Here is a 26585-nt window from a genome sequence, read left to right on the forward strand (position 1 = left end):
CGGCGCTCGTCCGGTTTCACCGGGCGGGCGCCGTCTACCGTTGAGGCAGCATGCACGCGAGAATGAACCGCTGGTGGGACGGCATATCCCTGCGCACGAAGATCACCGGGATCACGGTGCTCCTCGTCGCGCTCGGGCTGCTCGTCGCCGGCCTCGGCACCATGACCGTGCTGTCGACGTACCTCCTCAAGCAGCTGGACAACCAGGTCACGACGACGACCACGCAGCTCGAGGGGCAGAACATCTCCGACGGGGAGCAGTACTGCAAGATCTCGCAGGTGCTCGAGAAGAGCACCTACGTCGCCGCCTACGCCGCCGACCGCAAGCAGATCTGCGACACCCAGTCGACCTCGCAGCCGGACATCTCTTCCGTCGACTTCGCCGCTGCCGCGAAGACGAGCAACCCGTTCAGCCTCTACGACAAGCAGCACAACCACGAGTGGCGCGCCCAGGTCTCCCCCGCGAACCTGCAGAACCTCGCGACCGGGTCCACCGAGACCGGGTACGTCCTCGTCGCGGTGTCCAGCGCGGACACCGACCAGACGATCACCCGCTTCACGATCATCTTCCTCGGCTTCGGCATCTCGGTGATCCTGCTCGGGGCGATGCTCACGCGGCTCCTCGTCACCGCGACGTTCGACCCGTTGCGTGACGTCGAGGACACCGCCGCCCGCTTCGCCGCGGGCGACTTCAACCAGCGCCTCGACGCCGACACCCCGAACACCGAGGTCGGTCGCCTCAACCGGTCGCTCAACGCGATGCTCGAGCGGATCGACAGCGCCTTCGAGGACCGTCAGCGCACCATCGACCAGATGCGCCGCTTCGTCGGTGACGCCTCCCACGAACTCCGGACGCCGCTGGTGTCCCTCCGCGGCTACGCCGAGCTCTACCGGATGGGGGCGCTGCGCAAGGACGAGGACGTCGCCCAGGCGATGGACCGCATCGAGAAGGAGGCCCAGCGCATGGGTCTCCTGGTGCAGGACCTCCTGCAGTTGGCGCGCATCGACGAGTCGAAGCCCCTCGAGCTCGGTCCGGTCGACCTCGTCGCGATCGCCCGCGACTCGGCGCTCGACACCATGGCGTCGAACCCGGACCGCGAGATCCAGGTGCTCGTCGAGGACGTGCCGCAGGCGGTCCGTGCGCCGTCGGCCTTCGGCCCTGCCGCCACTCCCTCGTCCTCGGACGCGCCTCCGGCCTCCCCCTCCGCGAACACCACGGGGCCGATCGCGTTCTCACGGCAGACCCTCGCGCGACTGCGGGCACGCCGGACCCGAGCGATGAACGTCGACGGGCCGATCACCGACGAGACCACCCCGCTGCCGACGATCGTGATGCCGAAGCGACCGCCCATCGTGCTCGCCGAGGAGAACAAGATCCGCCAGGTCATCACGAACCTGATGGGCAACGCGATGCGGTTCACCGAGCACGACGCCCCGATCGAGATCGGCATCGGCGTGGATGACGACCGCGGCATGGCGCACATCGACGTGATCGACCACGGCGAGGGCATCCCGCCGCAGCTGCGCGACAAGATCTTCCAGCGCTTCTGGCGTGCCGACACGTCCCGCGCGCGGGACACCGGTGGCTCCGGGCTCGGTCTGGCGATCGTGTCGGGCATCGTCGCCGCGCACCAGGGATCCGTGGAGGTCCTCGACACCGACGGTGGTGGCGCCACGTTCCGTGTCTGGCTTCCCCTGCTCCCCCGCGACTACATGCCGCAGGCCGCCGAGCACGCTGCCCCCACCCTGTCCTGAGGCGCGGGGCTCATGCTCGGCCCGGCCCAGGTTCCGTCGCAGGCCGGGTTCCGTCCCCGGCCAGGTTCCGTAATTGCGGCATCTCGACGCGACGCACGGGCGTTTCGTGGCATCTCGGCGGTAGGCGGCGGCGAGTCGTGGAACCTCGAGAGAACGGCGCGCACTCCTGCTCCGGTTCGGTGTCAGGCGGCGCGACGCTGCTCGAGTCGGCGCTGCACGAATGCCTGGCGGAGCCGTTCAAACAGCACGCTCGGCCGGTCGGCGTCCATCGCCGTGGCGTGGATCACGATCCAGCGGTTGACGCTGAATCCGTTGGCTCGTCGCTGGTCCCGGCGGTACTGCTCTCGACCACGGTGGTGTTCCCCGTCGTACTCGAGCGCGATCCGCGACTCAGGCCACGCCAGGTCGACGCGGCCGAGGAACTGACCGTCATCGTCGAAGACGTCCACGTTCACTTCTGGCTCTGGGAACCCGGCATCGACGACGCTCAGGCGCATCCGGGTCTCCATGGGCGACTCTGCGCCAGCCCGGACGCGCCCCAACGCTGCTCGCGCCGTGACTGCGGCGCGGGCGTTCCTCGTGATCGCCGCAGCCAGGTCGTCGATGGTGGCCAGCGCGGATGGTCCGACGAAGAAGTCACCGAGGACCACGAGCTCCTCGACGGTGAGGATCGACGCGCATTCGAACCAGCACCGTGCCGGACCGCTCACCGGGATACCGTGCAGGGTCCTGACGTCGGGGTCGCCGACCCGGATCCGGTGCGGCGTCACCTGCGGCCGCCGCATGATCGGGGCCGGGCCGATCGACGTCACGTGGACGAGCGCATCCTGGAGACGACTCGGAAGTGGCGCGCCCCACAACCGAGCCGCGGTGACGTGACTGACGTACTGGTCTCGGCGGAGTACCAACGCGACGGCCTCGATGATGTCGACCTCGTACGCCGCAGGTGCGCGGACCCCGTGCAGTGGTGCCATGAGGTCACGACGCGTGAGCCGGGATCGGGAGAGTCCGTTCGCCAACGCGGCATCGACGCGGAACGGGCCCCGCCAGGTGTTCGGCACGGACGACGGATCGGTCATCCCAGAAGGATCAACGGTAGGTCTGTGGTGAACCGCGCTCTGGGATGGTTCCGTGGAGAACGAGGTGACCCGAGCCTCCTGTGCGGAACAGCCGCCGTCGGGTCGGCGGAACCAGGTGCCACAACTCGCCGGCCGCGTTCGACGGAGTTCCATGACTCACCGCGCCGAACGCGCGAGATGCCGCAATTACGGAACTTCGGGGGCGGGCCGGAACTTCGGCGGAGGGCGGGGGGGGCGGGCGCCGGCACCCCCGCACGCGGAAGGGCCCCCGCACGCGACTGCGTGCGGGGGCCCTTCCGTGTCAGGACTGGATCAGAAGTCCATGCCACCCGTCGGGTCGCCGGCCGGAGCGGCCGATGCCTTCTCGGGCTTGTCGGCGACGACGGCCTCGGTCGTGAGGAACAGACCGGCGATCGACGCGGCGTTCTGCAGCGCCGAGCGGGTCACCTTGGCCGGGTCGATGATGCCTGCGGCGATGAGGTCGACGTACTCGCCGGTCGCGGCGTTGAGGCCCCAGCCGGACTCGAGCTCGCGCACGCGGGCCGCGACGACACCGGGCTCCATGCCGGCGTTGAGCGCGATCTGCTTGAGCGGAGCGTCGATCGCCACGCGGACGATGTTCGCGCCGGTCGCCTCGTCACCCTCGAGCGAGAGGGAGTCGAGCGCCACGGCACCGGCCTGGATGAGGGCGACGCCACCACCGGCGACGATGCCCTCTTCGACGGCGGCCTTCGCGTTGCGGACGGCGTCCTCGATGCGGTGCTTGCGCTCCTTGAGCTCGACCTCGGTCGCGGCACCCGCCTTGATGACGGCCACGCCACCGGCGAGCTTCGCGAGGCGCTCCTGGAGCTTCTCGCGGTCGTAGTCGGAGTCGGTCGCCTCGATCTCCGCGCGGATCTGCTTGACGCGCCCGGCGATCTGGTCCTCGTCGCCAGCACCCTCGACGATGGTCGTCTCGTCCTTGGTGATGATGACCTTGCGGGCCTTGCCGAGCAGGTCGAGCGTCGCGTTCTCGAGCTTGAGGCCGACCTCTTCCGAGATGACCTGGCCGCCGGTGAGGATCGCGATGTCCTGCAGCATGGCCTTGCGGCGGTCGCCGAAGCCCGGGGCCTTGACGGCGACGGACTTGAAGATGCCGCGGATCTTGTTCACGACGAGCGTGGCCAGGGCCTCACCGTCGACGTCCTCGGCGATGATCAGGAGCTGCTTGCCGGCCTGGATCACCTTGTCGACGACCGGCAGGAGGTCCTTGATGTTCGAGATCTTCGAGTTGACGATCAGGATGTAGGCGTCCTCGAAGACGGCTTCCTGACGCTCGGGGTCGGTCACGAAGTACTGCGACAGGTAGCCCTTGTCGAAGCGCATGCCCTCGGTGAGCTCGAGCTCGGTGCCGAAGGTGTTCGACTCCTCGACGGTGACGACGCCTTCCTTGCCGACCTTGTCGATCGCCTCGGCGATGAGCGCACCGATCGTCGGGTCCGCGGCGGAGATCGACGCGGTGGCGGCGATCTGGTCCTTGGTCTCGATGTCCTTGGCGTTCGCGAGCAGCTGGTCGGAGACGGCCGCGACGGCCTTCTCGATGCCGCGCTTCAGCGAGACGGGGTCGGCACCGGCGGCCACGTTGCGGAGGCCTTCGCGGACGAGGGCCTGGGCGAGGACGGTCGCGGTGGTCGTACCGTCACCGGCGACGTCGTCGGTCTTCTTGGCGACCTCCTTGACGAGCTCCGCACCGATCTTCTCGTACGGGTCGTCGAGCTCGATCTCCTTGGCGATGGAGACACCGTCGTTCGTGATCGTGGGGGCGCCCCACTTCTTCTCGAGGACGACGTTGCGGCCGCGCGGGCCGAGCGTCACCTTCACGGCGTCGGCCAGCTGGTTCAGGCCGCGCTCGAGGCCACGGCGGGCCTCCTCGTCGAAAGCAATGATCTTAGCCATGTGAGTTTCTCGTCCCTCCCGGACGTCGTGGGGGTCTTCTGGCACTCAGCGTCACCGAGTGCCAACCCCGATTCTGGCACTCGACCCCCGAGAGTGCAACACACCCCGACACACGACGAGCACCCGGACGACACACACCCCGACACACGACGAGCACCCGGACGACACACACCCCGACACGCGACGAGCGCGCCGCCCCATCGGGGACGACGCGCTCGTGGTGTGGTTCGGACGACTACGCCGGACGCACCGACTCGGCCTGCGGTCCCTTGGACCCCGTGCCGACGTCGAACGTCACTGCCTGCCCCTCCTCGAGGACCTTGTAGCCGCTCATGTCGATGGCCGAGTAGTGGACGAACACGTCCTGGCCCCCTCCATCGACGGTGATGAAGCCGAAGCCCTTCTCAGCGTTGAACCACTTGACGGTTCCGTTGGCCATGATCTGTTGCTCCCTGCGGTACTGCTGTTGCGATCGACGGCGTCGTCGGGAGACGCCGCGGGTCGGGCCCGGGTGTTCCTGGCGAGCGCACCGAGGTCCGTCGACATTCCGATCACGGGATGACCACTTGTGACTCTAATCAGGAAGCGCGATTCGGCAAGAGGGCAACAGCCCATTTCACGTCGATTCCTCCGGAACTCAACGTGCCGGAAACACCGCCGTCACAAATGCCGGGTTCAACCGGTGAAGTCGGCCCCGAGCACGACGCTCACGTCGGCGTTCGGGAACGCCGACGACTGCTGCACGGCACTCACCCCCAGGGACGCCGCGATGCCCTTGGCGAGGGCCGCCTGCGACTCCTGCTGGTAGTAGACGATCGTCGACGGGGTGCCGGTCGTCCCGGCGTTGCCGCTCGAGGTCACCTTCCACCCCGCGGTCGTCAGCTTCGTCGTCGCCGTCGCGGCCAGACCACGCGTCGACGTGCCGTTGAGGACGACGAGCGTGGTGCTGCCCTGGTCCGACGGCGACGCCGCGGCCGCCTCGGACGAGCTGCCCGCCGACGGCTCGCCGGACGGTGCCGCCGTCGAGGTGGCCGACGAGGACGCCGAGGGCGCCGGGGACGAGCTGTCCCCGTTGAAGGAGTAGCTGCCGTTGAGGAGCGCGAGGACGAGCACCCCGATGCCGACGAGCACGCCGGTGGCGAGGGCCGCCCACGCGAACGCGATCCACCCGCGGCCCCGCCGGTACGAGCCACGGTGGGCGCCGACGCGTGGCCCGTCGGTCACGTCGTCGAAGCGGTCATGGGGGAATCTCGTCATCGTTCCTCTTCGGTTCCGGTGCCGGCATCGGCAGACGGGGACGCGGACCCGGGCACGACGAAGCTGCGGTTCGCCCGCGCGGTCGTCCGCGCACGGCGCAGTCGTTGGAGCCGTCCGACCAGCTGCGGGTCGTAGGCGAGCGCTGCCGGTGAGTCGATCACACGGTTCAGCACCTGGTAGTACCGCGCCGGGGACATGTCGAACTCGACCCGGATCTCCGCTTCCTTGGTCCGGTCGTGCCGCGCGCGGTCGTGCTCGAACGCGAGCACGTGCTTGGCGAGCTCACTGAGCTCGTCCGCGGGGATGGTCGTCACGACGGTCCGATCGCATTCGGGGAACGGGTCCCGCACATCGTAGGGGTGCGATCGAGGCCGACCCTGGCATGGTGCTGGACTGTCGCGGAATCGGCCGAACGCACGCTCAGCGTGGTCAGGACCAGCGGATCTCGGTGCCGAAGGCGTCGGACACCGCGACGGCCTGCCCGTCCAACGACAGTGTCGCGAACGCCGCAGGGTCGTCGGGGTCCACCTCCGGGGGCAGTGTCGCCGCCACGCCGGACAGGATCCCGGTCCGCTCGAGGGCGATCCACCGCACGCCCAGCTCGTGGATCCGGTCGACGAAGCGCTGACGCTCTCGCCCCGGGACGTAGACGAGCGTCCCGGTGGTCAGCACCACGGGTTCGCAGTGGTCCGGCAGGCGGTCGAGTGCCCGGTCCAGGTCGTCCGGCACGCGGCCGACGACCCGGACGGGAGGCTCGGCGAGCGTCGCGCGCGCTGCCTCGCGCATCAGGGCGGTGCGTTCCAGGGCCTCGGGCGGCACCGCCTCCACCAGACGGTCGAAGGCGCCGGTAGTCGCCAGGTCGACGGGGTGCGGGTCGAGTGCGACGCGGGCCGCGACCCGGATCGGCGCCGTGGCCGGCGCCGGCACCGCTCCCCGGGCGTCGGCGACCAGGTGGATCGACGGCTCCGTCGGTGCGGTGTGCATCCGCACGGTCCTGGTCGAGTCGCCGTCGGGCACCCGGTAGTCGAGCGTGACCCGGTCCGGGATCGAACAGAGCCCGGCGGACGCGCCGACGTCGACGAGCCCGATCGGCCGCGCGGAGTCGGTGGCGACGGCCGCGAGGAGCGGGACGACGGGGCCGAGCCGCCGCGGGTCGTTGGCCTGCATCGTGGCGGCGGTGAGGGCCGCGACCAGGGCGGGGCGAGCCTCCCGTCCGAGCGCGCGGAGCGCACCGGGGTCCGACGGATCAGCACCGAGTCGTCGCGCGACCGCGAACAGCAGCTCGGGCTGCCGCTGGGTCGGCGGGACCTCGTCGAGGAGCCGCACCAGGTGCTCGTCGAGCGAACGCGCCCAGGCGGCGTACGTCGGCGAGACGCCCTCGATGCGTTCCGCGTACGCGGCGTAGCGGTCCCTCGTCGTCACCCGCGGTGCATCCCGACGTGCCGGATGCCGGCTTCGACGTACGGCTCACCGAAGCGGACGAAGCCGTGGCGCTCGTAGAGGGCGGCGACGTACTCCTGGGCGTGCAGGACGAAGGGCTCGTGACCGTGGCGGTCGAGCACGGCGGCGACCAGCCGGCCGGCGATGCCGCGGCCGCGGTGCTCGGGGTGGGTGGCGACCCGACCGATCACCCAGGACGGCGGAGCGGTCCCTTCGGGGTGGACCTCGCCGGCAGCGGGTCGGATCAGGCGGAGGTACCCGACCGTTTCGTCGTCGGCGCCGAACCACCAGTGTTCGGTGTCCGGCTCCCGGTCGCGGCCGTCGAAGTCCTCGTCCGAGACGCGCTGCTCGAGCGCGAACACGCGGTTCCGGAGTCGGACTATGCCGTACAGTTCGTCCGTCGTCAGACGGTCCCATCGGGCGTGCTGCACGGAATGCTCGGACACCCGGACGAGTTTACTGAGGGTGGCTGCACCACAGCGCCAGAAGCAGGAGGCACATCAATGGCATACAACGTCGAGAAGACCGACGCCGAGTGGCGTGAGGAACTCTCCCCCGAGCAGTACGCCGTCCTCCGGCAGGCGGGCACCGAGCGCCCCTGGACGGGCGAACTCCTCGACGAGGAGCGCGCCGGGATCTACACCTGTGCCGCGTGCGGCGCCGAGCTGTTCAAGAGCGGCACGAAGTTCGACTCCGGCTGCGGCTGGCCGTCGTTCTACGAGTCGGTGGACCCCGATGCCGTCAAGCTCATCGAGGACAACTCGCTCGGCATGTCCCGCACCGAGGTCCGCTGCGCGAACTGCGGCTCGCACCTCGGGCACGTGTTCCCGGACGGCTTCGGCACGCCGACCGGCGACCGGTACTGCATGAACTCGCTCTCGCTCAACTTCTCCGAGAAGAGCGAATGAGTCCCCGACGCGCTCACCGGTAGGATGATGCGCGTCAGCCGGCATGGCGCAATTGGTAGCGCACCGTACTTGTAATACGGGGGTTGCGGGTTCAAGTCCCGCTGCCGGCCCTCTGATCGACCGTCCCGCGGCGGCCTCGGCCGCTCACCTGCGGACGGTGAGCCCGGTGCCGTCCGCGACGACCTCGCCGTCGGGGATCCACACGACGATGTCGTCCAGCCGCACCCGCTCGAACGACGACCGCTCCGAGGTGAGCAGGTCCCTGACCTCGACCGGCGGCGGGAAGCGCTCGTCGTTCCCGATGACGATCGCGGCGAACGGGGCGTCCCGCACGTCGCGCACCGCGCCGGTCGGGACGTACTCGACGTAGGCACTCGGCGAGATCCCGGCGAAGTAGACGTTCCCGCTGCGGACGCCCTCGTGGCGGAGCAGCGGCACGAGTCGGGCGATGCCGACCGGGCGCGTCTCCCAGACCGTCCGGGCGAACGGCGCGCTGGCGACCAACGCCACCAGGACCAGGAGGGTCGAGACCGTCGCGGTGAGACGCCGGGGCGGGAGCGCTGCGAGCCGCGCGAGGCCGATCGCGGCGAGCAGCACGATGAACGGCACCCACGCCGAGTAGTACGTCGGGAGCGCGACCTTCGCGACGAACGAGTAGAACACCACGAGCAGAGCCAGCGGCACGGCGAGGAACACGACGAGGCGCCCCGGGCGGACGACCGCGGCGAGCAGCACGCCGACCACGAACACGACGACGACCCCGGTGCCGACGCCCTCCTGCAGGAACAGGGCGTTCGCCCACCACGGCGCGAACTGGTGCACGACACCGCCGAGGATCACCGGGTGGCCGCCGGCGTTCTGTCCGCCCTGGACGTCGAGCATGTACCGGATGGCCGAGACCATCCCCATCGGCGCGTACAGCGCGACGCCCGTGACGACGAAGACCCCGAGCCAGACCGGTCCACCGATCGCGAGCGCCCGCCACTTCCGGAAGAGCATCGGGGCGACGAGGAACGCCGGGAGCAGCACGAGCGTCGAGACCTTCGACGTCACCGATGCGGCCATCAGCACCGCCGACAACGGGAGCCACCACCACCGGTCGGTCCGGAGCCACATCCAGATGGCGAACAGTGCGACGAGCGCGAAGAACGTCATGACCGGGTCGAGGAGCGCGACGCGGTCGACGCGGGCGCCGGCGCCGCCACGCGGGGTCAGCGTCCAGAGCGCCGCCGCGGCGTACCCGGCCCAGAACGAGACCTCCCGGCGCAGCCACCAGAACATCACGGCCGCGCCGATGACGACCATGGCGCCGACGAGCACGCGAGGACCGGTGGCACCGTCGCCCGCGACGAGCTGGGCGAGGCCGAAGAGGTACTTGGCGGTCGGCGGGTGCTCGCGGTTGAGCTCGAACGCCCCGTGCACGTACGCCAGACCGGCCTTGACGTAGGTCGCTTCGTCACCGCCGACGTTCTCGGACGCGATGCGCCAGAAGCACTGGTAGGCAGCGGCGAGCGCGAGCAGCACCAGAGCGGCCACGCGTACCCGTGGTCGCTGGGTCACGCCAGGGGTGGTCCGGTTCTGCACGCCGAGAGCTTACGGGGCGGCAGCCCGGAGCGCCTCGGCACCCCGGGCTGCTGCACCGTCTCGGTCAGCGGCCGCCGCTGATCCGGCGCTCCCGCTGCGCCACGCCCGCGGTCCCGTAGGGGTAGTCGTCGACCCGCGGGGCGCTGGCGTCGGTGAGTGCCGCGAGCTCCTCGTCCGTGAGCACGAGGTCGGCGGCGCCGAGGTTGTCCTGCAGCTGCGCGACGGTCCGCGCGCCGAGGATGACGCTCGTGACGGCCGGACGGGCGAGCAGCCACGCGAGGGCGACCTGCGACTTCGAGGCGTCGTGCGCGTCGGCGACCGCGGACACGGCGTCGAGCACCTGCCACGTGCGCTCGTCGCCGTTGCGGGCTTCCCACGCCTCCATGCCACGCTGCGGGTTCTCCCCGAGGCGGGTCGAGCCGGTCGGGGCCTCGTCGCGCTGGTACTTGCCGGAGAGCCAGCCGCCGGCGAGCGGGGACCACGGGAGCAGTCCGATGCCGGCGTCGAGGCAGGCGGAGACGACCTCGTGCTCGATGTCGCGCACGAGCAGGTTGTACTGCGGCTGCAGCGTGACCGGGGGTGCCCAGCCGTGCGCCTTCGCCTCGTAGACGGCCTTCGTGACCTGGTAGCCGAGGTAGTTGGAGAAGCCGTACGAGCCGATCTTGCCCGCTGTGACGGCGTCGTCGAGGAAGCGCAGGGTCTCCTCGATCGGCGTCAGCGCGTCCCACGCGTGCATCTGGTACAGGTCGATGTACTCGACGCCGAGTCGCTCGAGGGAGGCGTCGAGTGCGATGCGCAGGTGCCGCCGCGACAGGCCGAGGTCGTTGGGCCCGTCGCCCTGCGGGAACCGTCCCTTGGTCGCGAGGACGACCTGCCGGGCCTCGGTCGGGTGCGCGGCGAGCCAGCGCCCGATGATGCGTTCCGACTCGTTGCCGGAGTAGACGTCCGCCGTGTCGACGAGCGTGCCGCCGGCCGCGACGAAGGCGTCGAGCATGGCGTGTGAGGTGGGTTCGTCGGCTTCGCTGCCGAAGGTCATGGTGCCGAGGGTCAGCGAGGACACCGCTGTCCCGCTGTTCCCGAGGAGTCGCTGTTCCATGCGGCGGACGCTACGCCGCCGAGTCCCGAGCGAGCCAGGCCCTGGCGGTACCGGTCAGGACGCGGCGCCTCCGGTCAGGACGCGGCGCCCCCGGTCACGAACCCAGGAACGCGATCGCCGCCTCCCGGAACGCCCGCGACGTCGGCGCGCCGAACGGTGTCACTGCGTGGTTCCGCCCAGGAACGCGATCGCCGCCTCCCGGAACGCCCGCGACGTCGGCGCATTGAAGTGGTTCCGCCCCGGGATCTCGAAGAAGGACGCGTCCGGCGCCGCCGCGGCCAACCGCACGGCGCTGTCCCGGATGCCGTCCTCGCTGCCCGCCGCCACCAGGATCGGCTGCCCTGGAGCGTTCGCCGGCGTCGGCTCGATGCTGTTCCGCATCCCCTCGACCATCGCGACGAGCGCCCGGAGGTCGTTCCCCTCGACGTTCGCGGCCATCGTCAGGTACCCGTCCGTCACGCGGTCCTCGACGGGGGTGCCGTCGGTGATGAACGCCCGCGCCTGGTCGACCTGCACGCGGCGCATCGGGTCGGCGTCCGGGATCCCGCCGAACACCGCACGCGAGATCCGGTCCGGGATGCGCTCGGCCGTGTGCCAGCCCACGCGGGCGCCGAGGGAGTACCCGAGGAACGCCACGTCGTCGAGCAGGTACGTGTCGATGACGGTGGTGACGTCGGCGACGAGCAGGTCCATCGAGTACGCGTCCGGCTCGTGCGGCTTCGCCGAGGCGCCGTGCCCGCGCTGGTCGAGCGCGACGACCCGGTACCCGGCGCGGAGCAGGTCCCGCGTCCAGCCTGAGGCGTGCCAGTTGAGCAGCGCCGCCGAGGCGAACCCGTGCACGGCGACCACCACGGGGGCGTCCGGGTCGCCGAAGTCGTACGTGGCGAGCTGCCGCCCGTCGGGCGACATGACGAAGCGGGGGCTGGGTGCGGCGGGGACGAGTGACATGACCTCCCAGCGTATCGGCGCAGTGTGGTGGCATGGACGGCTACGGCGGCGATCAGATCCGGGCGGCCGAGCGGCCCCACCTCGACGCGGGCGAACCGCTCATGGAGCGGGCGGCGGCCGGGCTCGCGACGATCGTCGCGGGGCTGCTCGACGACCCGGCCGAGCGGCCGGTGGACGGACCAGGGTCCGTCCTCCTCCTGGTGGGCAGCGGCGACAACGGCGGTGACGCCCTGTTCGCCGGTGCGCGCCTGGCAACGGACGGGAGGCACGTCGAGGTCCTGCGCGTCGGCTCGCGTGTCCACGAGGCGGGCCTGGCAGCGGCGCTGGGAGCCGGGGCGGTCCTCCTGGCCGGTGACCCCGCGCAGGTGGCGACGGACGCGGCGCTCCGCGCCGACCTGGTGCTCGACGCAGTCCTCGGCATCGGGGTGCACGGCGCGTCCGCGCTCCGCTCCCCGGCGCGCGAGGTCGTGCGCGCGATCCGCGAGCTGGCCCGCGACCAGCGGGCGCCGTTCGTCGTCGCCGTCGACGTGCCGAGCGGCATCGACGTGGACACCGGGGCCGTCGCCGACGACCACGTGCTGCACGCCGACGTCACCGTGACGTTCGGCGGGGTGAAGGCCGGACTGCTCCGTGGGCCCGGCGCGACCCTTGCCGGTCGGATCGAGCTGGTCGACGTCGGGATCGGCGCGGACCTGGCGGCGGTGGAGCCCCTGGTCCGCAGCTGACCTCGCCGCCCGGTCGGTCAGATGCCGCCGGCGTCCACCCCGTGCTCGACGTCCCCGCGCGCCTCGAGCCAGGTGTCGACGAAGTGCCGGTAGTTCGCGGCGATCAGGTCGGTCGCGGCGGCCTCGTCGAGGTGCTCGCGCACGACGTCCTCGAGCGGTTCCTCCCAGTTGCTCCGGCCGATGGCGAACCCGACGAAGCCGTCGACCGACGCCGCGGTGCGCAGCCAGTGGTCGAGCTGGTCCTGAGGTGCGTCGCGGCCGAGGACGATGCACTGCACGCCGTCGCGACCGTCACGGCGCGCGGTGGCGACGACCCGTTCGGCGTCCTCCCGACGGTCGAGGCCCTCGAGCTTCCACACGTCGGCCTCGACCCCGCGGTCCTGCAGGTACTCGAGCACCTGGACGACCAGGTCGGGCCGGAGGTCGCGGTCGTAGTCCTCGACGGACGCCTGCTGCTCGTCGGTGCCGGGGACGAGGAGCTCCACGAGGAACGGCCGACCGGCGTCGTGCAGGTCGGTCGCGACGTCGGCGAGGTCCGCCGCCTGCTGGGCCCGGCGATCGGCGTCGAAGGCGGGGTTGTCGCGGACGAGCACCTTCACCCAGTCCGGGTCGAACGCGTCGACGTGCGCCATCCAGTCGTCGCCGTACTCGAGCTCGAACCACTCGCGTCCGGACCGCTCGACGGGCATGGCGAGCTGCAGCCCGGCCTCCTTCGTGAGCCGGGCGACGTCCGCGCCGTAGCGCTCGTCGACCAGGACGCCGGTGTGTTCGCGTGCGGCTCCGGCGGCGAGCGCCGACAGCACACCGCGGTAGACGAGCTGCTTGCCGGCGCGGACGCGCTCCGCCTCGGCTTCGTCGGCGGGCTCGCCGTCGGACTCGTCGTAGGTGTGCTCCAGCAGCGACGACCGCTGGTCCATCGCGAAGAGGAAGAGGGGGTGGGTCTCGTCGAGAACGGGCATGCACCCCGGTGTACTCGCTGTTCGGTGCACGGCGGCTCGGTGATCCGTACCCTCGTGGGCATGACGTTCAACGACGACTCGCAACTGCAGGGCGGCAAGGTCAGGCGGCGCGGGCGCACCACGGCGATCGCCGGCGGCGGTGTCGGCATCGCCGCCGTCGTCGTGTTCCTGATCGCCCAGTTCACCGGCGTCGACCTCAGTGGGCTGGTCGACTCCGGCGGGGTGACGCAGATCCAGCAGGCCGGCGACGAGGCCTCACCGGTCGCCGAGTGCCGGACGGGTCGGGACGCGAACGCCAGCATCGACTGCCGCATGGAGGGTGCGGCCGAGTCGCTCGACGCCTACTGGACGAGCGAGAGCCGGCAGCTCGGCATCACGTACTCGTCCCCCGACTTCTGGCTGTTCGACGGGTCGACGGACACCGCGTGCGGGACGGCGTCGGCAGCGACCGGTCCGTTCTACTGCCCGCCCGACCGCGCGATCTACCTCGACACCGCGTTCTACGACGACCTGCAGGCGAAGTACGGCGCGTCGGGCGGTCCGCTCGCGCAGATGTACGTCGTCGCGCACGAGTGGGGCCACCACGTGCAGCAGCTCCAGGGCACCTTCGCCGACACCGACCGGAGCGGCACCGGGGCGTCCTCGGGCAGCGTCCGCGTCGAGCTCCAGGCGGACTGCTACGCGGGGGCGTGGGTCGGCGACGCGGCGAACACGACGGCCGCGAACGGGCAGACCTTCTTCGAGCCGATCACGCAGGCGCAGATCGCGGACGCCCTCTCCGCGGCGAGCGCGGTCGGCGACGACAGCATCCAACGTCGGAGCACCGGCCAGGTGGACCCGGACTCGTTCACGCACGGGTCGAGCGCGCAGCGGCAGCGCTGGTTCGAGCGCGGCTACGAGCAGGGCGCGACGAGCTGCGACACGCTCACCGTGCCGGGGTCCTCGCTCTGACCGGTCGCGCCGTTCGTGACCGGCGGTGAGCTGTCCCGACCCGACCGGTCCCGACCAGACCGGTCCCGACCAGACTGATCCCGTCCAGACCCATCCCGACCCGACTGGTCACGACACCCCGCTCAGGTCCGTCGAGTGGTCACGAGACGTCGGGTCGAGCGCCGCGGAGCGACGATCCGCGACCGCTCGCCGGGTAGCCGACGGGGAGTCGCGACCGCTCGCCGCGTCGCCCGCGGGGAGTCGTGACCGCTCAGCTGGCGGACGCGCTCGGGCTCGCCGACCGCGTCGGGGCCGGGGTCGGTGTTGGCGTCCCGGAGCCGGCGGCCGTGATGACGAACGTCCGGAACTCCTCGTTGGTGAACGGCTGCGAGTACTCGTACTGCTGACCGTTCACGAGGACGAGCGGCGTCCCCGGGAACTCGGACAGGTCCGATCCCGGGATGTCCCCGCCGGTGACGGCACTCGTGCGCTCGTCGACCCACTTGCCGTAGCGCTGGTCGTCGATGCAGTCCCGGATCGTGGACTTGGCCTGCACCCCGGAGACACCGGTGACCAGCGTCTTCAACTGGGCGTCGGTGAGCCCGGCGGTGCCCTCCTCAGGCTGGTCCGCGAACAGCGCACGGTTCACCGCGAAGAACTGGTCAGGCGAGGACTGCGCCACGCACGCGGCGGCGTTGGCGGCGCGGAGCGAGTACTTCGTCCCCTGGGACCGGTTGGACAGGATGGCGATGGGGTGGATGTCCACCGTGGCGACCCCGGAGTCGACGAGCTGCTCGATGTAGCGCGAGTTCGTCTTCTCGAACGCACCGCAGATCGGGCAGAGGTAGTCGACGTACATCGTGATGCGCACCGGTTCGGCCGCGTCGGACGCGGTCGGCTCCGGTGACGACGAGGAGCCCGCCGTGACCGCCTTCAGGTCCTGCCCGATGGTGATGCCGCCGTCGCGCATCGACGAGGGGCCGGGGCCGGCGGGCTGCGTCGAGTCGACGAGCACGAGCGTCACGACGGTCGCCGCCGCCAGGAGCACGACGCCCAGTCCGACCTGCAGGCCGATCCGGACCCCGCGCTGGCGGCGCTTCTGCTGGCGTCGGGCTCGCTGGGCGCGCTCGCGTGCTGCGGCACGGCGCTGGTTCCGCTCGGCGCGGGCGTCACCCTCGGGGCGGTTCGTCATGGCGTCGGTCGTCCTCCTGATCGGGGTCCGCACGCGCTCACCCCCGCACGGCGGACGGACCCGACCGATCGTAGTGGCGGGTTCTGGGAAGCGCACACCGAGGTGCTGGGAACCGCATGATGTGCCGGGAGGCACTGGCGCGCTGACCCCGATTCGTGTTGTATGGCCATCGATGGTCGACGGCGACCATCCGGGGCCCTCACGGGCACACCGCTTCACTCGGATCGTCCGGCACGTACCTGCCGGTGGAGAAAGGACCGAACGCTCATGGCGTCCGTCACCTATGACAAGGCAACCCGTCTGTACCCCGGAGGCAACCGCCCCGCGGTCGACTCCCTCGACCTGGACGTCGCCGACGGCGAGTTCCTCGTCCTCGTCGGCCCCTCCGGCTGTGGCAAGTCGACCTCGCTCCGCATGCTCGCGGGGCTCGAGGAAGTGAACTCCGGCGCGATCCGCATCGGCGACCGCGACGTCACCGACGTGCCGCCGAAGGACCGCGACATCGCGATGGTGTTCCAGAACTACGCGCTGTACCCGCACATGACCGTGGCCGAGAACATGGGCTTCGCGCTCAAGATCGCCGGCGTCGGCAAGGAGGAGCGCGCCACCCGCGTGCAGGAGGCCGCCAAGCTCCTCGACCTCGAGCAGTACCTCGGCCGCAAGCCGAAGGCACTCTCCGGTGGTCAGCGTCAGCGCGTCGCGATGGGCCGCGCGATCGTCCGTCAGCCGCAGGTGTTCCTCATGGACGAGCCGCTGTCGAACCTCGACGCGAAGCTCCGCGTCCAGACCCGCACCCAGATCGCCTCGCTGCAGCGCCGCCTCGGCGTCACCACGGTCTACGTCACGCACGACCAGACCGAGGCGCTGACCATGGGTGACCGCATCGCGGTGCTCAAGGACGGCATCCTGCAGCAGGTCGGCACCCCGCGCGACCTGTACGAGAAGCCGAACAACGTGTTCGTCGCCGGCTTCATCGGCTCCCCCGCGATGAACCTGCTCCCCGCGGGTGTCGTCGAGGGCGGCATCTCGTTCGGTTCGCTCAACCACCCGATCGACCGCGACACGCTCGGCAACGCCCGCGCCGGTCAGGTCACCGTCGGCGTCCGCCCCGAGGACATCATCGTGGCCCAGTCGGGCGAGGGTCTGCCGGTCACGGTCGACGTCGTCGAGGAACTCGGCGCCGACGGCTACCTGTACGGCCACGCCGACGTCAACGGCACCCGCACGGACATCGTCGCCCGCGTCGACGGTCGCGCGCACCCCTCGATCGGCGACACGATCGTCGTGAGCCCGAAGCAGGGCCACGTGCACGTGTTCGACGCCGAGTCGGGCGAGCGCCTCGACGACAAGGCCGTCGTCAGCGCCTGATCCACAGCACCATCCGGGAGCCCGCGCCCGCCTCACAAGGGCGGGTGGCGGGCTCCCGTCGTCCCACCCCCGACACGGCCCGGACGCCGCTGGCGCGTCGCCCGGGAACCGGCGGGGTGGGCCCAGTCCGCACCCCTGAAGGAACCACCGTGCCCGACTCCCTCTCCATCACCGCCGCGACCGTCGACCCCGGGCTGCTCGACCTGCCGTGGGACCTGCCGCTCGACGCGTGGCCCGACGAGACGATCGTCGCGCTCCCGAAGGGCATCTCACGGCACCTGGTGCGCTTCGTGCACCTCAGCGGGTACGTCGTCGCCGTCAAGGAGACCGGCGAGGAGATCGCCCGCTCCGAGTACGAGATGCTGCGGACCCTGCAGCGGATGGACGTGCCGTGTGTGGACCCGGTGGCGGTCATCACGAACCGCGTCAGCGCGGACGGCGAACCGCTCCACCCGGTGCTCGTCACACGGCACCTCCGCTTCTCCCTTCCCTACCGCGCGCTCTACTCGCAGACGCTTCGGCCGGACACGGCGACCCGACTCGTCGACGCGCTCGCCCTGCTGCTCGTGCGCCTGCACATCCTCGGCTTCTACTGGGGCGACGTCTCGCTGTCGAACACCCTGTTCCGTCGCGACGCCGGGTCCTTCGCCGCGTACCTCGTCGACGCCGAGACCGGCAAGCTCTACCCCGGCGGCCTGTCGAACGGGCAACGTGAGAACGACCTCGAGGTCGCACGCGTGAACATCGCCGGGGAGTTGCTCGACCTCGAGGCTGGCGGTCGACTCGACGAGAACGCCGACGCCGTGGACGTCTCGAATCGGATCGTCGCGCAGTACCGGACGCTCTGGAAGGAGCTCACCGGCACGGAGCAGTTCGACGCGAAGGAGCGCTGGCGGATCAACGACCGGGTCGAGCGGCTGAACGCGCTCGGCTTCGACATCGAGGAACTCTCGATCAACACCGCCGCCGGCGGCGCGCAGGTCCGTATCCAGCCGAAGGTCGTCGACGCCGGGCACCACCAGCGCCGCCTGCTCCGCCTGACCGGGCTCGACGCCGGGGAGAACCAGGCCCGGCGGCTCCTCAACGACCTCGACGCCTACCGCGCGCGGAACGGTCGTGACGAACTCGACGAGGAGATGGTCGCGCACGAGTGGGTGTCCCGCGTGTTCGAGCCCGTCGTCCGGGCGATCCCGCGGGAGCTCCGCGGACGGCTCGAGCCCGCCGAGGTCTTCCACGAGCTGCTCGAGCACCGCTGGTTCATGTCGCAGCAGGAGGAGCGCTCCGTCTCCCTGCCGGAGGCGACGACCGCGTACATCAACGACGTCCTGCGCCACCGTCGGGACGAGCGCCTGCTCATCAACCCGCCGACCTCGTCGATCACCGTCCCGATCCCGGTCATCGACGACGACGAGTCCGAGTCCGACGACGTCGAGGACTGGCGCGCCACGGTCTGAGGCGTCCCCGCCGAGGTTCCAGAATTCTGGCATCTCGACGGGTTCCGACAGCGTGTCGTGGAACCTCGTCGGACGTGAGCGGCGAGTTGTGGAACCGCCAGCGCACCGGCACCGCACACACAACCGCGCCGCCAGCGCACGGGCACCGCAACCGCCTGGAGGCCCGGTGCCGGTCCCAGGGACCGGCACCGGGCCTCCAGGCGGTGCGGTGGTGCGCCTACTCCGCGCGTCGGCGGCGGGCGACCTCCCACAGGGTGACGCTCGCGGCGATGCCCGCGTTCAGGGACTCGGTGGCCGACGAGATCGGGATCGACACGATCGCGTCGCACGTCTCGGTCACGAGGCGGGACAGCCCCTTGCCCTCGGACCCCACGACGATCACGATCGGACGGTCGGCGAGCTCGAGCGCGTCGAGTTCGACGTCCCCGTCCCCGTCGAGGCCGAGCACGAACAGGCCCATCGACTTCAGCGACTTGAGCGTCTGCGTCAGGTTCGGCGCCATCGCGACGGGGGTCCTGGCGGCAGCACCGGCCGAGGTCTTCCAGGCCGACGCGGTCACGCCGACCGAACGACGCTGCGGCACGATGACGCCGTGGCCGCCGAACGCCGCGGTGGAGCGGATGATCGCACCGAGGTTGCGCGGGTCGGTGATGCCGTCGAGGGCGACCATCAGCGGCACCTGGTCGCGGGAGAACGCCCGCTCGGCGACGTCCTCGGCGACGGCGTACTCGTACGCCGGGACCTTGAGCGCGACGCCCTGGTGCACACTGTCGTGCCCGGTGATGCGGTCGAGCTCCGGGCGCATGATCTCCATGATCGGCACACCGCGGTGGTTGGCGAGCGCCAGGATCTCCTTGACGCGGTCGTCCACCTCGATCCGTGCGGCGATGTAGAGCGTCGTCGACGGCGTCTTCGTTCGGAGCGCCTCGAGCACCGAGTTGCGCCCGGTCACCAGTTCGGAGTCGTCGGTCTTCCGCTGCGGCGGACGGCCAGTCCGGTTCGACGGCGAGCTCGATGCGCCGTGGCGTCCGCGGGCGGCCTCGTACCGCTCCTTCGCCGCCTTGCGCTTGCCGGCGGGGTGGTACGGGCGGTCCTCGGCCTTCGGCGTGGGCTTGCGCCCCTCGAGCGCCTGGGCGCCCTGGCCGCCGGAGCCGACCTGCTTGTTGCCCTTGCGCCCGGAGCGCACGGCACCGGGACGGCCCTTCTTGTTGCCCGAGACGTTCTTCATGGTTCTCTCCTGTTCGGCACTGCCGTGGTCAGGCGATGCTCCAGCGTGTTCCGGACGTCGTGTCCTCGATCGTGATGCCCGCGGCCGCGAGGTCCTCGCGCACCCGGTCGGCCGTGGCGAAGTCCCGCGACGCCCTTGCGTCGGAGCGCTCCTGGACGAGGCGTTCGACGAGCGCGGCGAGCGGTGCGGCGGAGGGGTCCTGTCCGGCACCGGACCAGTGGGACGCCCGCGGGTCGATGCCGAGCACCTCCACCATCGCGGCCACCTGATGGTACGCGGTCCCGAGCGCTTCCGCATCGTCGGCGTCCGCCGCGGCGTTCCCGGCACGGACGGTCTCGTGCAGGACGGCCAGCGCCTGCGGGACCGAGAGGTCGTCGTCCATCGCACTGGCGAAGGCCTCGGGGACGCCGGGGGCGTCGGCGAGCGAGACCCCTTCCAGCCGGGCGGCGGCGCGGTCGAGGAACCCGGAGATCCGGTCGAGTGCAGCCTCGGCCTCGGCGAGGGACCCCTCGTGGTGGTCGATCGTGGAGCGGTAGTGCGCGGCGCCGAGGAAGTACCGCACGACGATCGGCCTGGCCGCCCCGAGGAAGTCCGCCGCGAAGATCGAGTTGCCGAGCGACTTCGACATCTTCTGGCCACCGACCGTGACGAGCCCGTTGTGCAGCCAGTACGAGGCGAAGGGGTCGCCGGCCGCGGTGGACTGGGCGAGCTCGTTCTCGTGGTGCGGGAACCGGAGGTCGAGTCCGCCGCCGTGGATGTCGAACGCGGGACCGAGGTAGCGCCGGGACATCGCAGAGCACTCGATGTGCCACCCGGGTCGGCCGGCGCCCCACGGGGAGTCCCAGCTCGCCGTGGCCGGCTCGCCGTCCTTCGCGCCCTTCCAGAGCGCGAAGTCGCGGGCGTCCCGCTTGCCACGGGGGTCGGCGTCGGCGGCCTCGACCATGTCCTCGCGACGCTGTCGGGTGAGCGCGCCGTACGCGTCCCAGCTCGCGGTGTCGAAGTAGACGTCCCCGGAGCCGTCCGCCGCCGGGTAGGCGTGGCCGCGCTCGATGAGCGTGGCGATGATCGCCTGCATCTCGGGGATGCTCGCGGTCGCCCGTGGTTCGTACGTCGGCGGGAGGATGCCGAGGGCGGCGTACCCGGCGGTGAACTCGAGCTCGACGCGGTACGCCCGCGCCCACCAGGGCTCGTCCGTCTGAGCCGCGAGGTCGAGCACCTTGTCGTCGATGTCCGTCACGTTCCGCACGAGGGTCACGCGGTACCCGCGGTGCGTCAACCAGCGACGCCAGATGTCGTACACCAGCGCGGAGCGGAGGTGCCCGATGTGCGGCGACGACTGCACCGTCGGACCGCACACGTACATGCTGACCTGTCCGTCGACCAGGGGAACGAGGTCGACGACGTCTGCGGCGCGGGAGTCGTAGAGGCGAACGGTCACGGCACAACCCTAATCGGCACGGGCACGCCGTCTCAGGAGGCGCGGACCAGCGCCGTCGCGATCGCCGCGAGCCCCTCGCCGCGGCCGGTGAAGCCGAGTCCGTCCGTCGTCGTGCCGGAGACCGCGACCGGGGCCCCGACCACCGCCGACAGCGCGGCCTCCATCTCGGTGCGCCGCCCGCCGATCCGGGGACGGTTCCCGATCACCTGCACGGTGACCGACGTCGGGGCGAGGCCGGCGTCCAGCAGTGCCGCGACCGCACCGCGCAGGAAGACGTCCCCGGTCGCACCGGCGTACGCGGGGTCCGCCGTGCCGAAGCGGCCGCCGATGTCACCGAGCCCCCCGGCGGAGAGCAGGGCGTCGCAGACCGCGTGCGCCACGGCGTCGCCGTCGCTGTGCCCGGCGAGGCCGTGCTCGCCCGGGAAGTCGAGGAGTCCGACGCGGCACGGAGCATCGGCGTCGAAGGCGTGCACGTCGACCCCGAGGCCGAGCCGCACGTCGGGTGCACTCGGTTCCGTGCGCGCCGACACGATGCTCGTCGCCCGGCGGAGGTCCCACGGCGTCGTGACCTTGAACGCGTCCGCGTCGCCCGGGACGACCCGGACCGTCCCGCCGGCGGCTTGGAACACCCCGGCGTCGTCGGTCTCGGACCGCTCCGACGCCGCGTACGCCGCGCGGAGTCCGGCGAGGGGGAACCCCTGCGGTGTCTGCACGCCGACGAGCGAGGACCGGTCGACGGTCGCCTCGACGACGGCACCGGACACCCGCTTCACCGTGTCGACGACCGGCAGCGCCGGAACGATGCCGGCTCCGGTGGCGTCGACCGCGTCGAACACCGCCGCGAACTGGGCGGCCGGCGTCAGGCAGCGTGCGGCGTCGTGCACCAGCACGGTCTCGATCGAGGACGGCAGCGCCTCGAGGCCGGCCTGCACCGAGGCGTGTCGGTCGGCGCCGCCCGCGACCACCGCGGTGTACCCGACGGCCGGACCGGCCACCTCGGCGACGACCTCGGCGCACCGCGCCAGCAGGTCCGCGGGGGCGACCACGACGACGAACGTCGGGGACTCCAGGCTGAACAGCGGCGTCAACGCCCGCTCGAGCATGAGCTGCCCGGCCACCGGCACGAACGCCTTCGCGGTACCGAGGCCGAGTCGCGTGCCGGAACCGGCCGCGACGACGACGACCGCCCGGACTGCATCAGTCCGGGCGGTCGTCGTGGAGTACTGCTCCGTCACAGCGTCGTCAGGAGGCGAGGACCTCGTCGAGGACGGTCGATGCCTTGTCCTCGTCGGTCTTCTCCGCGAGCGCCAGCTCCGAGATCAGGATCTGACGCGCCTTGGCGAGCATGCGCTTCTCGCCGGCGGAGAGACCGCGGTCCTGGTCGCGGCGCCAGAGGTCGCGGACGACCTCGGAGACCTTGATGACGTCACCGGAGGCGAGCTTCTCGAGGTTCGCCTTGTAGCGACGAGACCAGTTCGTGGGCTCTTCCGTGAACGGTGCGCGCAGCACTTCGAAGACCTTGTCGAGGCCTTCCTTGCCGATCACATCTCGGACGCCGACCAGGTCGACGTTGTCCGCCGGCACCTCGATCGTCAGGTCACCCTGCGTGACACGCAGCTTCAGGTAGACCTTTTCCTCGCCCTTGATGACTCGCGTCTTGACTTCAGAGATGGTTGCCGCCCCGTGATGGGGGTAGACGACGGTCTCGCCGACCTCGAATTGCATGTATCAAGCTCCGTTCCGCAACACCCAGTTTACCACAAGGGAATTTCGGGTAAGGCTTGCCTGACCGCGAGCACTCCCGGCTGATCGGTAGGATGGAGGGCGCGCGGGACCGATCGGCCAGCGCATCGTGATCTTCGGAGGAATCTCTTGCGAGCTCGGGTACTCGTGTCCGTCGCCGTTGCGGCAACCATCGCGATCGGTGCGACCGGCTGCGCGTTCATGACGCCGCAGGACACCACGATGATCAAGCAGATCACCGACGGCGTCAACGTCACGACCGGCAAGATCGACGTCCGCAACGCGCTGCTCATCTCCGACACCGGCAAGAGCGCCCGCTTCGTGGGCACGGTCGTGAACAGCAGCAACGACGACATCACCCTGACCGTCGAGGTCTCCAGCGTGGCCCAGACGATCGTGGTCCCCGCGAACTCGCACGTCGACCCGTCCTCGTCGTCGTCGCAGCGCGCCGAGTCGAGCGTCGAGAGCGGCGACTCGGAGCAGGGCACCCGCGCCGCCGAGTCCGACGACGTCGTGTTCACCGGCGTGAAGACCCGTCCTGGCTCGCTCGTCAAGGTGTACTTCTCGTACCCGGGCGCCGAGGGCGTCTCCGCCAGCGTCCCCGTCCTGACGAACGCGCAGGAGGAGTACCAGACCCTCGCGCCGACGCCGTCCCCGACCTCGCGCGTCACGCTCCCGGCCGAGTCCCCGACGGCGACGCCCGGTGCCGACGGCACGGCGACGCCGAGCGACGACACCACGGCCACCCCGGCCGGCTAGTCCCCTCCGGCCCGCCCCGGGCCGAGAACGCACAGCCCCACACCGCACCGCACCGCACCGGGCCCGCGTCGCCGAGCCCGTGGCGGCGCGGCCGGGCCTCCTGTCCGTCGCTACGCCTCGATGCGGTACCCGAGACCGCGGACGGTGACCAGCACCTCCGGCGCCGAGGGGATCCGCTCGATCTTCGAGCGGATCCGCTTGATGTGCACGTCGAGCGTCTTGGTGTCGCCGAAGTAGTCGGACCCCCACACCCGGTCGATGAGCTGTCCGCGGGTGAGCACGCGCCCGGCGTTGCGGAGGAGCAGCTCGAGGAGCTCGAACTCCTTGAGGGGCATCGGCGTCTCCGTGCCGTCGACGGACACCGTGTGTCGCTCGACGTCCATCTTGATGCCGCCGACCTGCAGGACGCCGCTGTCGCCGGGGTCGTCCTCGGTGCGTCGGCGAAGCACCGCGCGGATGCGGGCCAGGAGCTCCCGGGTCGAGTACGGCTTCGTCACGTAGTCGTCGGCGCCGAGCTCCAACCCGACGACGATGTCCACCTCGGAGTCCTTCGCCGTCAGCATGATGATCGGGGCGTTCGACCGCGTGCGGATCTGCCGGCACACCTCGGTGCCGGACAGTCCCGGCAGCATGAGGTCCAGCAGGACGAGGTCCGGGTTCTCCGCGTCGAACTTCGACAGCGCGGTCACGCCGTCCGCCGCGACGGAGGTCTCGTACCCCTCGCGCTGCAGGAGGAACTCCAGGGGCTCGCTCAGGGCCGGCTCGTCGTCGACGATGAGGATCTTGGTCACGATGGCTGCTCTTCCAGTTGCTCTTCGAGTGCTGTTGTCAGTTCGGAGTCCGCCTCGGGCAGGCGGATCGTGAAGGTCGAGCCCTTGCCGGGCTGGGACCACACGCGCACGTCGCCGCCGTGGTTGCCGACGACGTGCTTCACGATCGCGAGGCCGAGGCCGGTGCCCCCGGTGGCACGCGATCGTGCGGGGTCGACGCGGTAGAACCGCTCGAACACCCGGTCGAGGTCGGCCTCCGGGATGCCGACGCCCTGGTCGGTCACCGCGATCTCGACGAAGCCCTTGCTGCTCCGGACGCCGACGCCCACGCGGGTGTGGTCCGGGGAGTACTTGACCGCGTTCGCGATGAGGTTCGACACCGCCACCTGCAGCAGGCCGGGGTCGCCCATCACCCGCAGGCGGGACTTCTTCGCCCGGACCAGCTCGATGTCGCGCGCCCGCGCGACGACCTCGTTCGCGTCGACGGCGGCCTGGACGACCTTGTCGATGGACGTCTCCTCGCTGGCCTCGAGCGCGTCGACGGACTGCAGCCGGGACAGCTCGATGATGTCCTTCGTCAGGGCGCCGAGCCGCTCGGACTCGGTGACGAGCTGCGCGGCGAACTTCTTCACGTGCACGGGGTCGTCCGCGGCGGCGATGAGGGTCTCGGACAGCAGGCCGATCGCGCCGATCGGGGTCTTCAGCTCGTGCGAGATGTTGGCGACGAAGTCACGCCGGACCTCGTCGATGCGGCGGGACTCGGTGAGGTCGTCCGCCGTGACGAGCACGTACCGGTTGCCGAGCTGCGCCGCCCGGAAGCTCAGGTAGCTGATGAGCTCGCCGCGGTGCCCCCGCGGGAGCTCGAGGTCCTCGGCGCCCATCTCCCCGCTCGCCCGCACCCGGTCCACGAGTGCGCGGAGCTCGTCGTGCGCGAGCCGGCGTCGGACGACCAGCCCGACGGTGAGGGCCTGCGGCGACGCGGCGACCACCGTGTTCGACGGGTCGACGACCACGGCGGGGTTGTGCATCGTCGCGATCACCGCTGCGACGCCGTCCGGCAGGGTGCGTTCGGCGACGTCGGCTGCACGTGCCGTGCGCTCGGCGGTGATGATCAGCACCACGACGCCCGCGCCGAAGACCCCGCCGAGGAGCATCGACAGTGGCACGAGCCACGCGTTGTCCATGCCGTCAGTGTAGGAGTCGTCACGAGGGGTTCCGGCACCGTTCACCCGCTTCGGGCCCGCTCTGCCCGTCGGATCGCGAAGCGTTCAGGCACAGGTCACCATCCGTTCACCTGCGCTGACGACACTCTCCCGGTACGCATCAGAGAGGCCATCCCCCATGCGCGAAGTGTTCCAGCAGGAACTCCAGGACGTCCAGGAGCGTCTGACCGACATCGCCGGGCTCGTCGAGTCCGCGATCACCCGGGCGACGCAGTCCTTCAGCGAGTCGGACGTCGCCCTCGCCGAAGAGGTGATCGCCGACGACGCGAAGATCGACGAGGCCGCATCGAGCCTCGACGAGATCGCGATCGACATCCTCGCCCGCCAGGCTCCGGTGGCGCGTGACCTCCGCGTCGTGGTGACCGCGCTCCGTGTCAGCTCGTCGCTCGAGCGCATGGGCGACATGGCCGAGCACATCGCGCAGCTCACCCGGCAGCGCTTCCCCGAGAAGGTCGTGCCGAAGGGCCTGCGCGGGACGTTCAAGAAGATGGGGCAGCTCGACGTCGCGATGGCGCAGAAGCTGACGCGGCTGCTCGCGACCGAGGACATCGCCCTGGCCGGCGAGATCCGCGACGAGGACGACGCCATCGACGAGCTGCACGCCAGCGTGTTCGACTTCGTGCTCGGCGAGACGTGGAAGGGTGCGCCGATCGACACCGTCGACGCGACCCTGGCCTCGCGGTACCACGAGCGCTTCGCGGACCACGCGGTCTCGATCGCCAAGAAGGTCGAGTACCTGGCGACCGGCGACTGGGTGGGTGCGAGCTCCAGCGCGAGCGTCTGACCGACGACGAC

Annotated in this window: 26 protein-coding genes and 1 tRNA gene; 9 read left to right on the forward strand and 18 right to left on the reverse strand. The window is 70.9% G+C overall.

All coding sequences use genetic code 11. The features are described from left to right. Positions 1-50 precede the first annotated feature (50 nt). Entirely contained in the window at positions 51-1754 is a 1704-nt protein-coding gene (locus FS641_RS03695) for a cell wall metabolism sensor histidine kinase WalK (RefSeq protein ID WP_144760145.1), read from the forward strand. A 182-nt stretch (positions 1755-1936) separates the two neighbouring features. Here FS641_RS03695 and FS641_RS03700 read toward each other — a convergent pair whose 3' ends face one another. The 7 genes from FS641_RS03700 to FS641_RS03730 all read right to left on the reverse strand — a co-directional run bounded on the left by FS641_RS03700 (position 1937) and on the right by FS641_RS03730 (position 7911). Next, a complete protein-coding gene (locus FS641_RS03700; RefSeq protein ID WP_144760147.1) occupies positions 1937-2833 on the reverse strand; it encodes a hypothetical protein in 897 nt (298 codons plus the stop codon). A gap of 312 nt (positions 2834-3145) precedes the next feature. After that, positions 3146-4768 (reverse strand): chaperonin GroEL, encoded by a 1623-nt coding sequence (gene groL, locus FS641_RS03705; RefSeq protein ID WP_144760150.1) that lies wholly within the window; start codon positions 4766-4768, stop codon positions 3146-3148. 235 nt (positions 4769-5003) lie between these two features. Continuing rightward, positions 5004-5207: a cold-shock protein gene (locus FS641_RS03710; RefSeq protein WP_022903461.1), complete on the reverse strand. Its 204-nt coding sequence runs from the start codon at positions 5205-5207 to the stop codon at positions 5004-5006. Between the two features lie 236 nt (positions 5208-5443). Continuing rightward, the gene (locus FS641_RS03715) at positions 5444-6025 is read right to left on the reverse strand and encodes a LytR C-terminal domain-containing protein (protein WP_144760153.1); all 582 of its coding nucleotides are present in this window, start codon (positions 6023-6025) and stop codon (positions 5444-5446) included. Beyond that, the gene (locus FS641_RS03720) at positions 6022-6339 is read right to left on the reverse strand and encodes a DUF3263 domain-containing protein (protein WP_260855677.1); all 318 of its coding nucleotides are present in this window, start codon (positions 6337-6339) and stop codon (positions 6022-6024) included. The genes FS641_RS03715 and FS641_RS03720 overlap by 4 nt, the downstream gene beginning before the upstream one ends. Before the next feature lie 115 nt (positions 6340-6454). Further along, complete coding sequence (locus FS641_RS03725) at positions 6455-7447, reverse strand: DUF2332 family protein (RefSeq protein WP_144760159.1); 993 nt, start codon at positions 7445-7447, stop codon at positions 6455-6457. Beyond that, positions 7444-7911 carry a GNAT family N-acetyltransferase gene (locus FS641_RS03730; protein ID WP_222122042.1) on the reverse strand — a complete coding sequence of 156 codons (468 nt, stop codon included), beginning with the start codon at positions 7909-7911 and terminating at the stop codon, positions 7444-7446. Before FS641_RS03730 ends, FS641_RS03725 begins: the two co-directional genes overlap by 4 nt. Before the next feature lie 57 nt (positions 7912-7968). On the opposite strand from FS641_RS03730, the gene msrB reads away from it, so the two are divergent. Beyond that, positions 7969-8373 carry a peptide-methionine (R)-S-oxide reductase MsrB gene (gene msrB, locus FS641_RS03735; RefSeq protein ID WP_144760162.1) on the forward strand — a complete coding sequence of 135 codons (405 nt, stop codon included), beginning with the start codon at positions 7969-7971 and terminating at the stop codon, positions 8371-8373. Positions 8374-8410: 37 nt separating this feature from the next. After that, positions 8411-8483: transfer RNA gene (locus FS641_RS03740), tRNA-Thr, on the forward strand. Positions 8484-8517: 34 nt separating this feature from the next. On the opposite strand, the gene FS641_RS03745 is transcribed toward FS641_RS03740, so the two are convergent. From FS641_RS03745 to FS641_RS03755, 3 genes are all read right to left on the reverse strand, one after another. Beyond that, positions 8518-9957 carry a glycosyltransferase family 39 protein gene (locus FS641_RS03745; RefSeq protein WP_144760165.1) on the reverse strand — a complete coding sequence of 480 codons (1440 nt, stop codon included), beginning with the start codon at positions 9955-9957 and terminating at the stop codon, positions 8518-8520. Positions 9958-10021: 64 nt separating this feature from the next. After that, entirely contained in the window at positions 10022-11053 is a 1032-nt protein-coding gene (locus FS641_RS03750; RefSeq protein WP_144760174.1) for an aldo/keto reductase, read from the reverse strand. 159 nt (positions 11054-11212) lie between these two features. Beyond that, positions 11213-12001, reverse strand: coding sequence for an alpha/beta fold hydrolase (locus FS641_RS03755; protein ID WP_144760176.1), 789 nt, complete (start codon positions 11999-12001; stop codon positions 11213-11215). Positions 12002-12033: 32 nt separating this feature from the next. Here FS641_RS03755 and FS641_RS03760 point away from each other — a divergent pair, with 32 nt between their 5' ends. Continuing rightward, a complete protein-coding gene (locus FS641_RS03760; RefSeq protein WP_144760178.1) occupies positions 12034-12726 on the forward strand; it encodes an NAD(P)H-hydrate epimerase in 693 nt (230 codons plus the stop codon). Between the two features lie 17 nt (positions 12727-12743). Here FS641_RS03760 and FS641_RS03765 read toward each other — a convergent pair whose 3' ends face one another. Further along, positions 12744-13685 carry a 2-deoxy-5-keto-D-gluconate 6-phosphate aldolase domain-containing protein gene (locus FS641_RS03765; protein ID WP_144760179.1) on the reverse strand — a complete coding sequence of 314 codons (942 nt, stop codon included), beginning with the start codon at positions 13683-13685 and terminating at the stop codon, positions 12744-12746. A gap of 60 nt (positions 13686-13745) precedes the next feature. On the opposite strand from FS641_RS03765, the gene FS641_RS03770 reads away from it, so the two are divergent. Further along, positions 13746-14636, forward strand: coding sequence for a neutral zinc metallopeptidase (locus FS641_RS03770; RefSeq protein WP_144760181.1), 891 nt, complete (start codon positions 13746-13748; stop codon positions 14634-14636). A gap of 250 nt (positions 14637-14886) precedes the next feature. On the opposite strand, the gene FS641_RS03775 is transcribed toward FS641_RS03770, so the two are convergent. Then, the gene (locus FS641_RS03775; RefSeq protein ID WP_144760183.1) at positions 14887-15807 is read right to left on the reverse strand and encodes a thioredoxin domain-containing protein; all 921 of its coding nucleotides are present in this window, start codon (positions 15805-15807) and stop codon (positions 14887-14889) included. A gap of 267 nt (positions 15808-16074) precedes the next feature. Here FS641_RS03775 and FS641_RS03780 point away from each other — a divergent pair, with 267 nt between their 5' ends. Both FS641_RS03780 and FS641_RS03785 read left to right on the forward strand, forming a co-directional pair. Beyond that, a complete protein-coding gene (locus FS641_RS03780; protein ID WP_144760185.1) occupies positions 16075-17175 on the forward strand; it encodes an ABC transporter ATP-binding protein in 1101 nt (366 codons plus the stop codon). Between the two features lie 149 nt (positions 17176-17324). Continuing rightward, complete coding sequence (locus tag FS641_RS03785) at positions 17325-18629, forward strand: DUF4032 domain-containing protein (protein WP_144760187.1); 1305 nt, start codon at positions 17325-17327, stop codon at positions 18627-18629. 217 nt (positions 18630-18846) lie between these two features. Here the strand turns inward: FS641_RS03785 and rlmB are convergent, their stop codons facing one another. The 4 genes from rlmB to FS641_RS03805 are packed head-to-tail and all read right to left on the reverse strand — an operon-like array spanning position 18847 to position 23020. Then, positions 18847-19857, reverse strand: coding sequence for a 23S rRNA (guanosine(2251)-2'-O)-methyltransferase RlmB (rlmB, locus tag FS641_RS03790; RefSeq protein ID WP_144760189.1), 1011 nt, complete (start codon positions 19855-19857; stop codon positions 18847-18849). A gap of 28 nt (positions 19858-19885) precedes the next feature. Continuing rightward, complete coding sequence (gene cysS, locus FS641_RS03795; RefSeq protein ID WP_144760192.1) at positions 19886-21295, reverse strand: cysteine--tRNA ligase; 1410 nt, start codon at positions 21293-21295, stop codon at positions 19886-19888. Positions 21296-21327: 32 nt separating this feature from the next. Further along, complete coding sequence (ispD, locus tag FS641_RS03800; RefSeq protein WP_144760195.1) at positions 21328-22530, reverse strand: 2-C-methyl-D-erythritol 4-phosphate cytidylyltransferase; 1203 nt, start codon at positions 22528-22530, stop codon at positions 21328-21330. A gap of 7 nt (positions 22531-22537) precedes the next feature. Further along, positions 22538-23020, reverse strand: a complete 483-nt coding sequence (locus FS641_RS03805) for a CarD family transcriptional regulator (RefSeq protein ID WP_017888066.1) — start codon at positions 23018-23020, stop codon at positions 22538-22540. 165 nt (positions 23021-23185) lie between these two features. Here FS641_RS03805 and FS641_RS03810 point away from each other — a divergent pair, with 165 nt between their 5' ends. After that, a complete protein-coding gene (locus tag FS641_RS03810; protein ID WP_144760198.1) occupies positions 23186-23797 on the forward strand; it encodes a hypothetical protein in 612 nt (203 codons plus the stop codon). Between the two features lie 110 nt (positions 23798-23907). On the opposite strand, the gene FS641_RS03815 is transcribed toward FS641_RS03810, so the two are convergent. Together FS641_RS03815 and FS641_RS03820 are read right to left on the reverse strand one after the other, a co-directional pair. Continuing rightward, positions 23908-24588, reverse strand: a complete 681-nt coding sequence (locus tag FS641_RS03815; protein WP_144760201.1) for a response regulator transcription factor — start codon at positions 24586-24588, stop codon at positions 23908-23910. After that, complete coding sequence (locus FS641_RS03820) at positions 24585-25751, reverse strand: cell wall metabolism sensor histidine kinase WalK (RefSeq protein ID WP_144760204.1); 1167 nt, start codon at positions 25749-25751, stop codon at positions 24585-24587. The genes FS641_RS03815 and FS641_RS03820 overlap by 4 nt, the downstream gene beginning before the upstream one ends. Positions 25752-25908: 157 nt before the next feature. Between FS641_RS03820 and phoU the strand changes: the two genes are divergently transcribed. Beyond that, positions 25909-26574 carry a phosphate signaling complex protein PhoU gene (gene phoU / locus FS641_RS03825; RefSeq protein WP_144760207.1) on the forward strand — a complete coding sequence of 222 codons (666 nt, stop codon included), beginning with the start codon at positions 25909-25911 and terminating at the stop codon, positions 26572-26574. Positions 26575-26585 lie beyond the last annotated feature (11 nt).

Source organism: Curtobacterium sp. 9128 (assembly GCF_007673775.1).
Lineage (GTDB): Bacteria > Actinomycetota > Actinomycetes > Actinomycetales > Microbacteriaceae > Curtobacterium.

What these genes read in the sequence shown, in the direction of transcription:
- FS641_RS03770 (WP_144760181.1), top strand. Translation starts at nt 13,746, where the DNA reads ATGACGTTCAACGACGACTCGCAACTGCAGGGCGGCAAGGTCAGGCGG.
- FS641_RS03755 (WP_144760176.1), bottom strand. Translation starts at nt 12,001, where the DNA reads ATGTCACTCGTCCCCGCCGCACCCAGCCCCCGCTTCGTCATGTCGCCC.
- FS641_RS03775 (WP_144760183.1), bottom strand. Translation starts at nt 15,807, where the DNA reads ATGACGAACCGCCCCGAGGGTGACGCCCGCGCCGAGCGGAACCAGCGC.
- FS641_RS03710 (WP_022903461.1), bottom strand. Translation starts at nt 5,207, where the DNA reads ATGGCCAACGGAACCGTCAAGTGGTTCAACGCTGAGAAGGGCTTCGGC.
- FS641_RS03765 (WP_144760179.1), bottom strand. Translation starts at nt 13,685, where the DNA reads ATGCCCGTTCTCGACGAGACCCACCCCCTCTTCCTCTTCGCGATGGAC.
- FS641_RS03695 (WP_144760145.1), top strand. Translation starts at nt 51, where the DNA reads ATGCACGCGAGAATGAACCGCTGGTGGGACGGCATATCCCTGCGCACG.
- FS641_RS03820 (WP_144760204.1), bottom strand. Translation starts at nt 25,751, where the DNA reads ATGGACAACGCGTGGCTCGTGCCACTGTCGATGCTCCTCGGCGGGGTC.
- rlmB (WP_144760189.1), bottom strand. Translation starts at nt 19,857, where the DNA reads ATGAAGAACGTCTCGGGCAACAAGAAGGGCCGTCCCGGTGCCGTGCGC.
- FS641_RS03780 (WP_144760185.1), top strand. Translation starts at nt 16,075, where the DNA reads ATGGCGTCCGTCACCTATGACAAGGCAACCCGTCTGTACCCCGGAGGC.
- FS641_RS03760 (WP_144760178.1), top strand. Translation starts at nt 12,034, where the DNA reads ATGGACGGCTACGGCGGCGATCAGATCCGGGCGGCCGAGCGGCCCCAC.
- FS641_RS03700 (WP_144760147.1), bottom strand. Translation starts at nt 2,833, where the DNA reads ATGACCGATCCGTCGTCCGTGCCGAACACCTGGCGGGGCCCGTTCCGC.
- msrB (WP_144760162.1), top strand. Translation starts at nt 7,969, where the DNA reads ATGGCATACAACGTCGAGAAGACCGACGCCGAGTGGCGTGAGGAACTC.
- FS641_RS03715 (WP_144760153.1), bottom strand. Translation starts at nt 6,025, where the DNA reads ATGACGAGATTCCCCCATGACCGCTTCGACGACGTGACCGACGGGCCA.
- FS641_RS03750 (WP_144760174.1), bottom strand. Translation starts at nt 11,053, where the DNA reads ATGGAACAGCGACTCCTCGGGAACAGCGGGACAGCGGTGTCCTCGCTG.
- FS641_RS03805 (WP_017888066.1), bottom strand. Translation starts at nt 23,020, where the DNA reads ATGCAATTCGAGGTCGGCGAGACCGTCGTCTACCCCCATCACGGGGCG.
- groL (WP_144760150.1), bottom strand. Translation starts at nt 4,768, where the DNA reads ATGGCTAAGATCATTGCTTTCGACGAGGAGGCCCGCCGTGGCCTCGAG.
- phoU (WP_144760207.1), top strand. Translation starts at nt 25,909, where the DNA reads ATGCGCGAAGTGTTCCAGCAGGAACTCCAGGACGTCCAGGAGCGTCTG.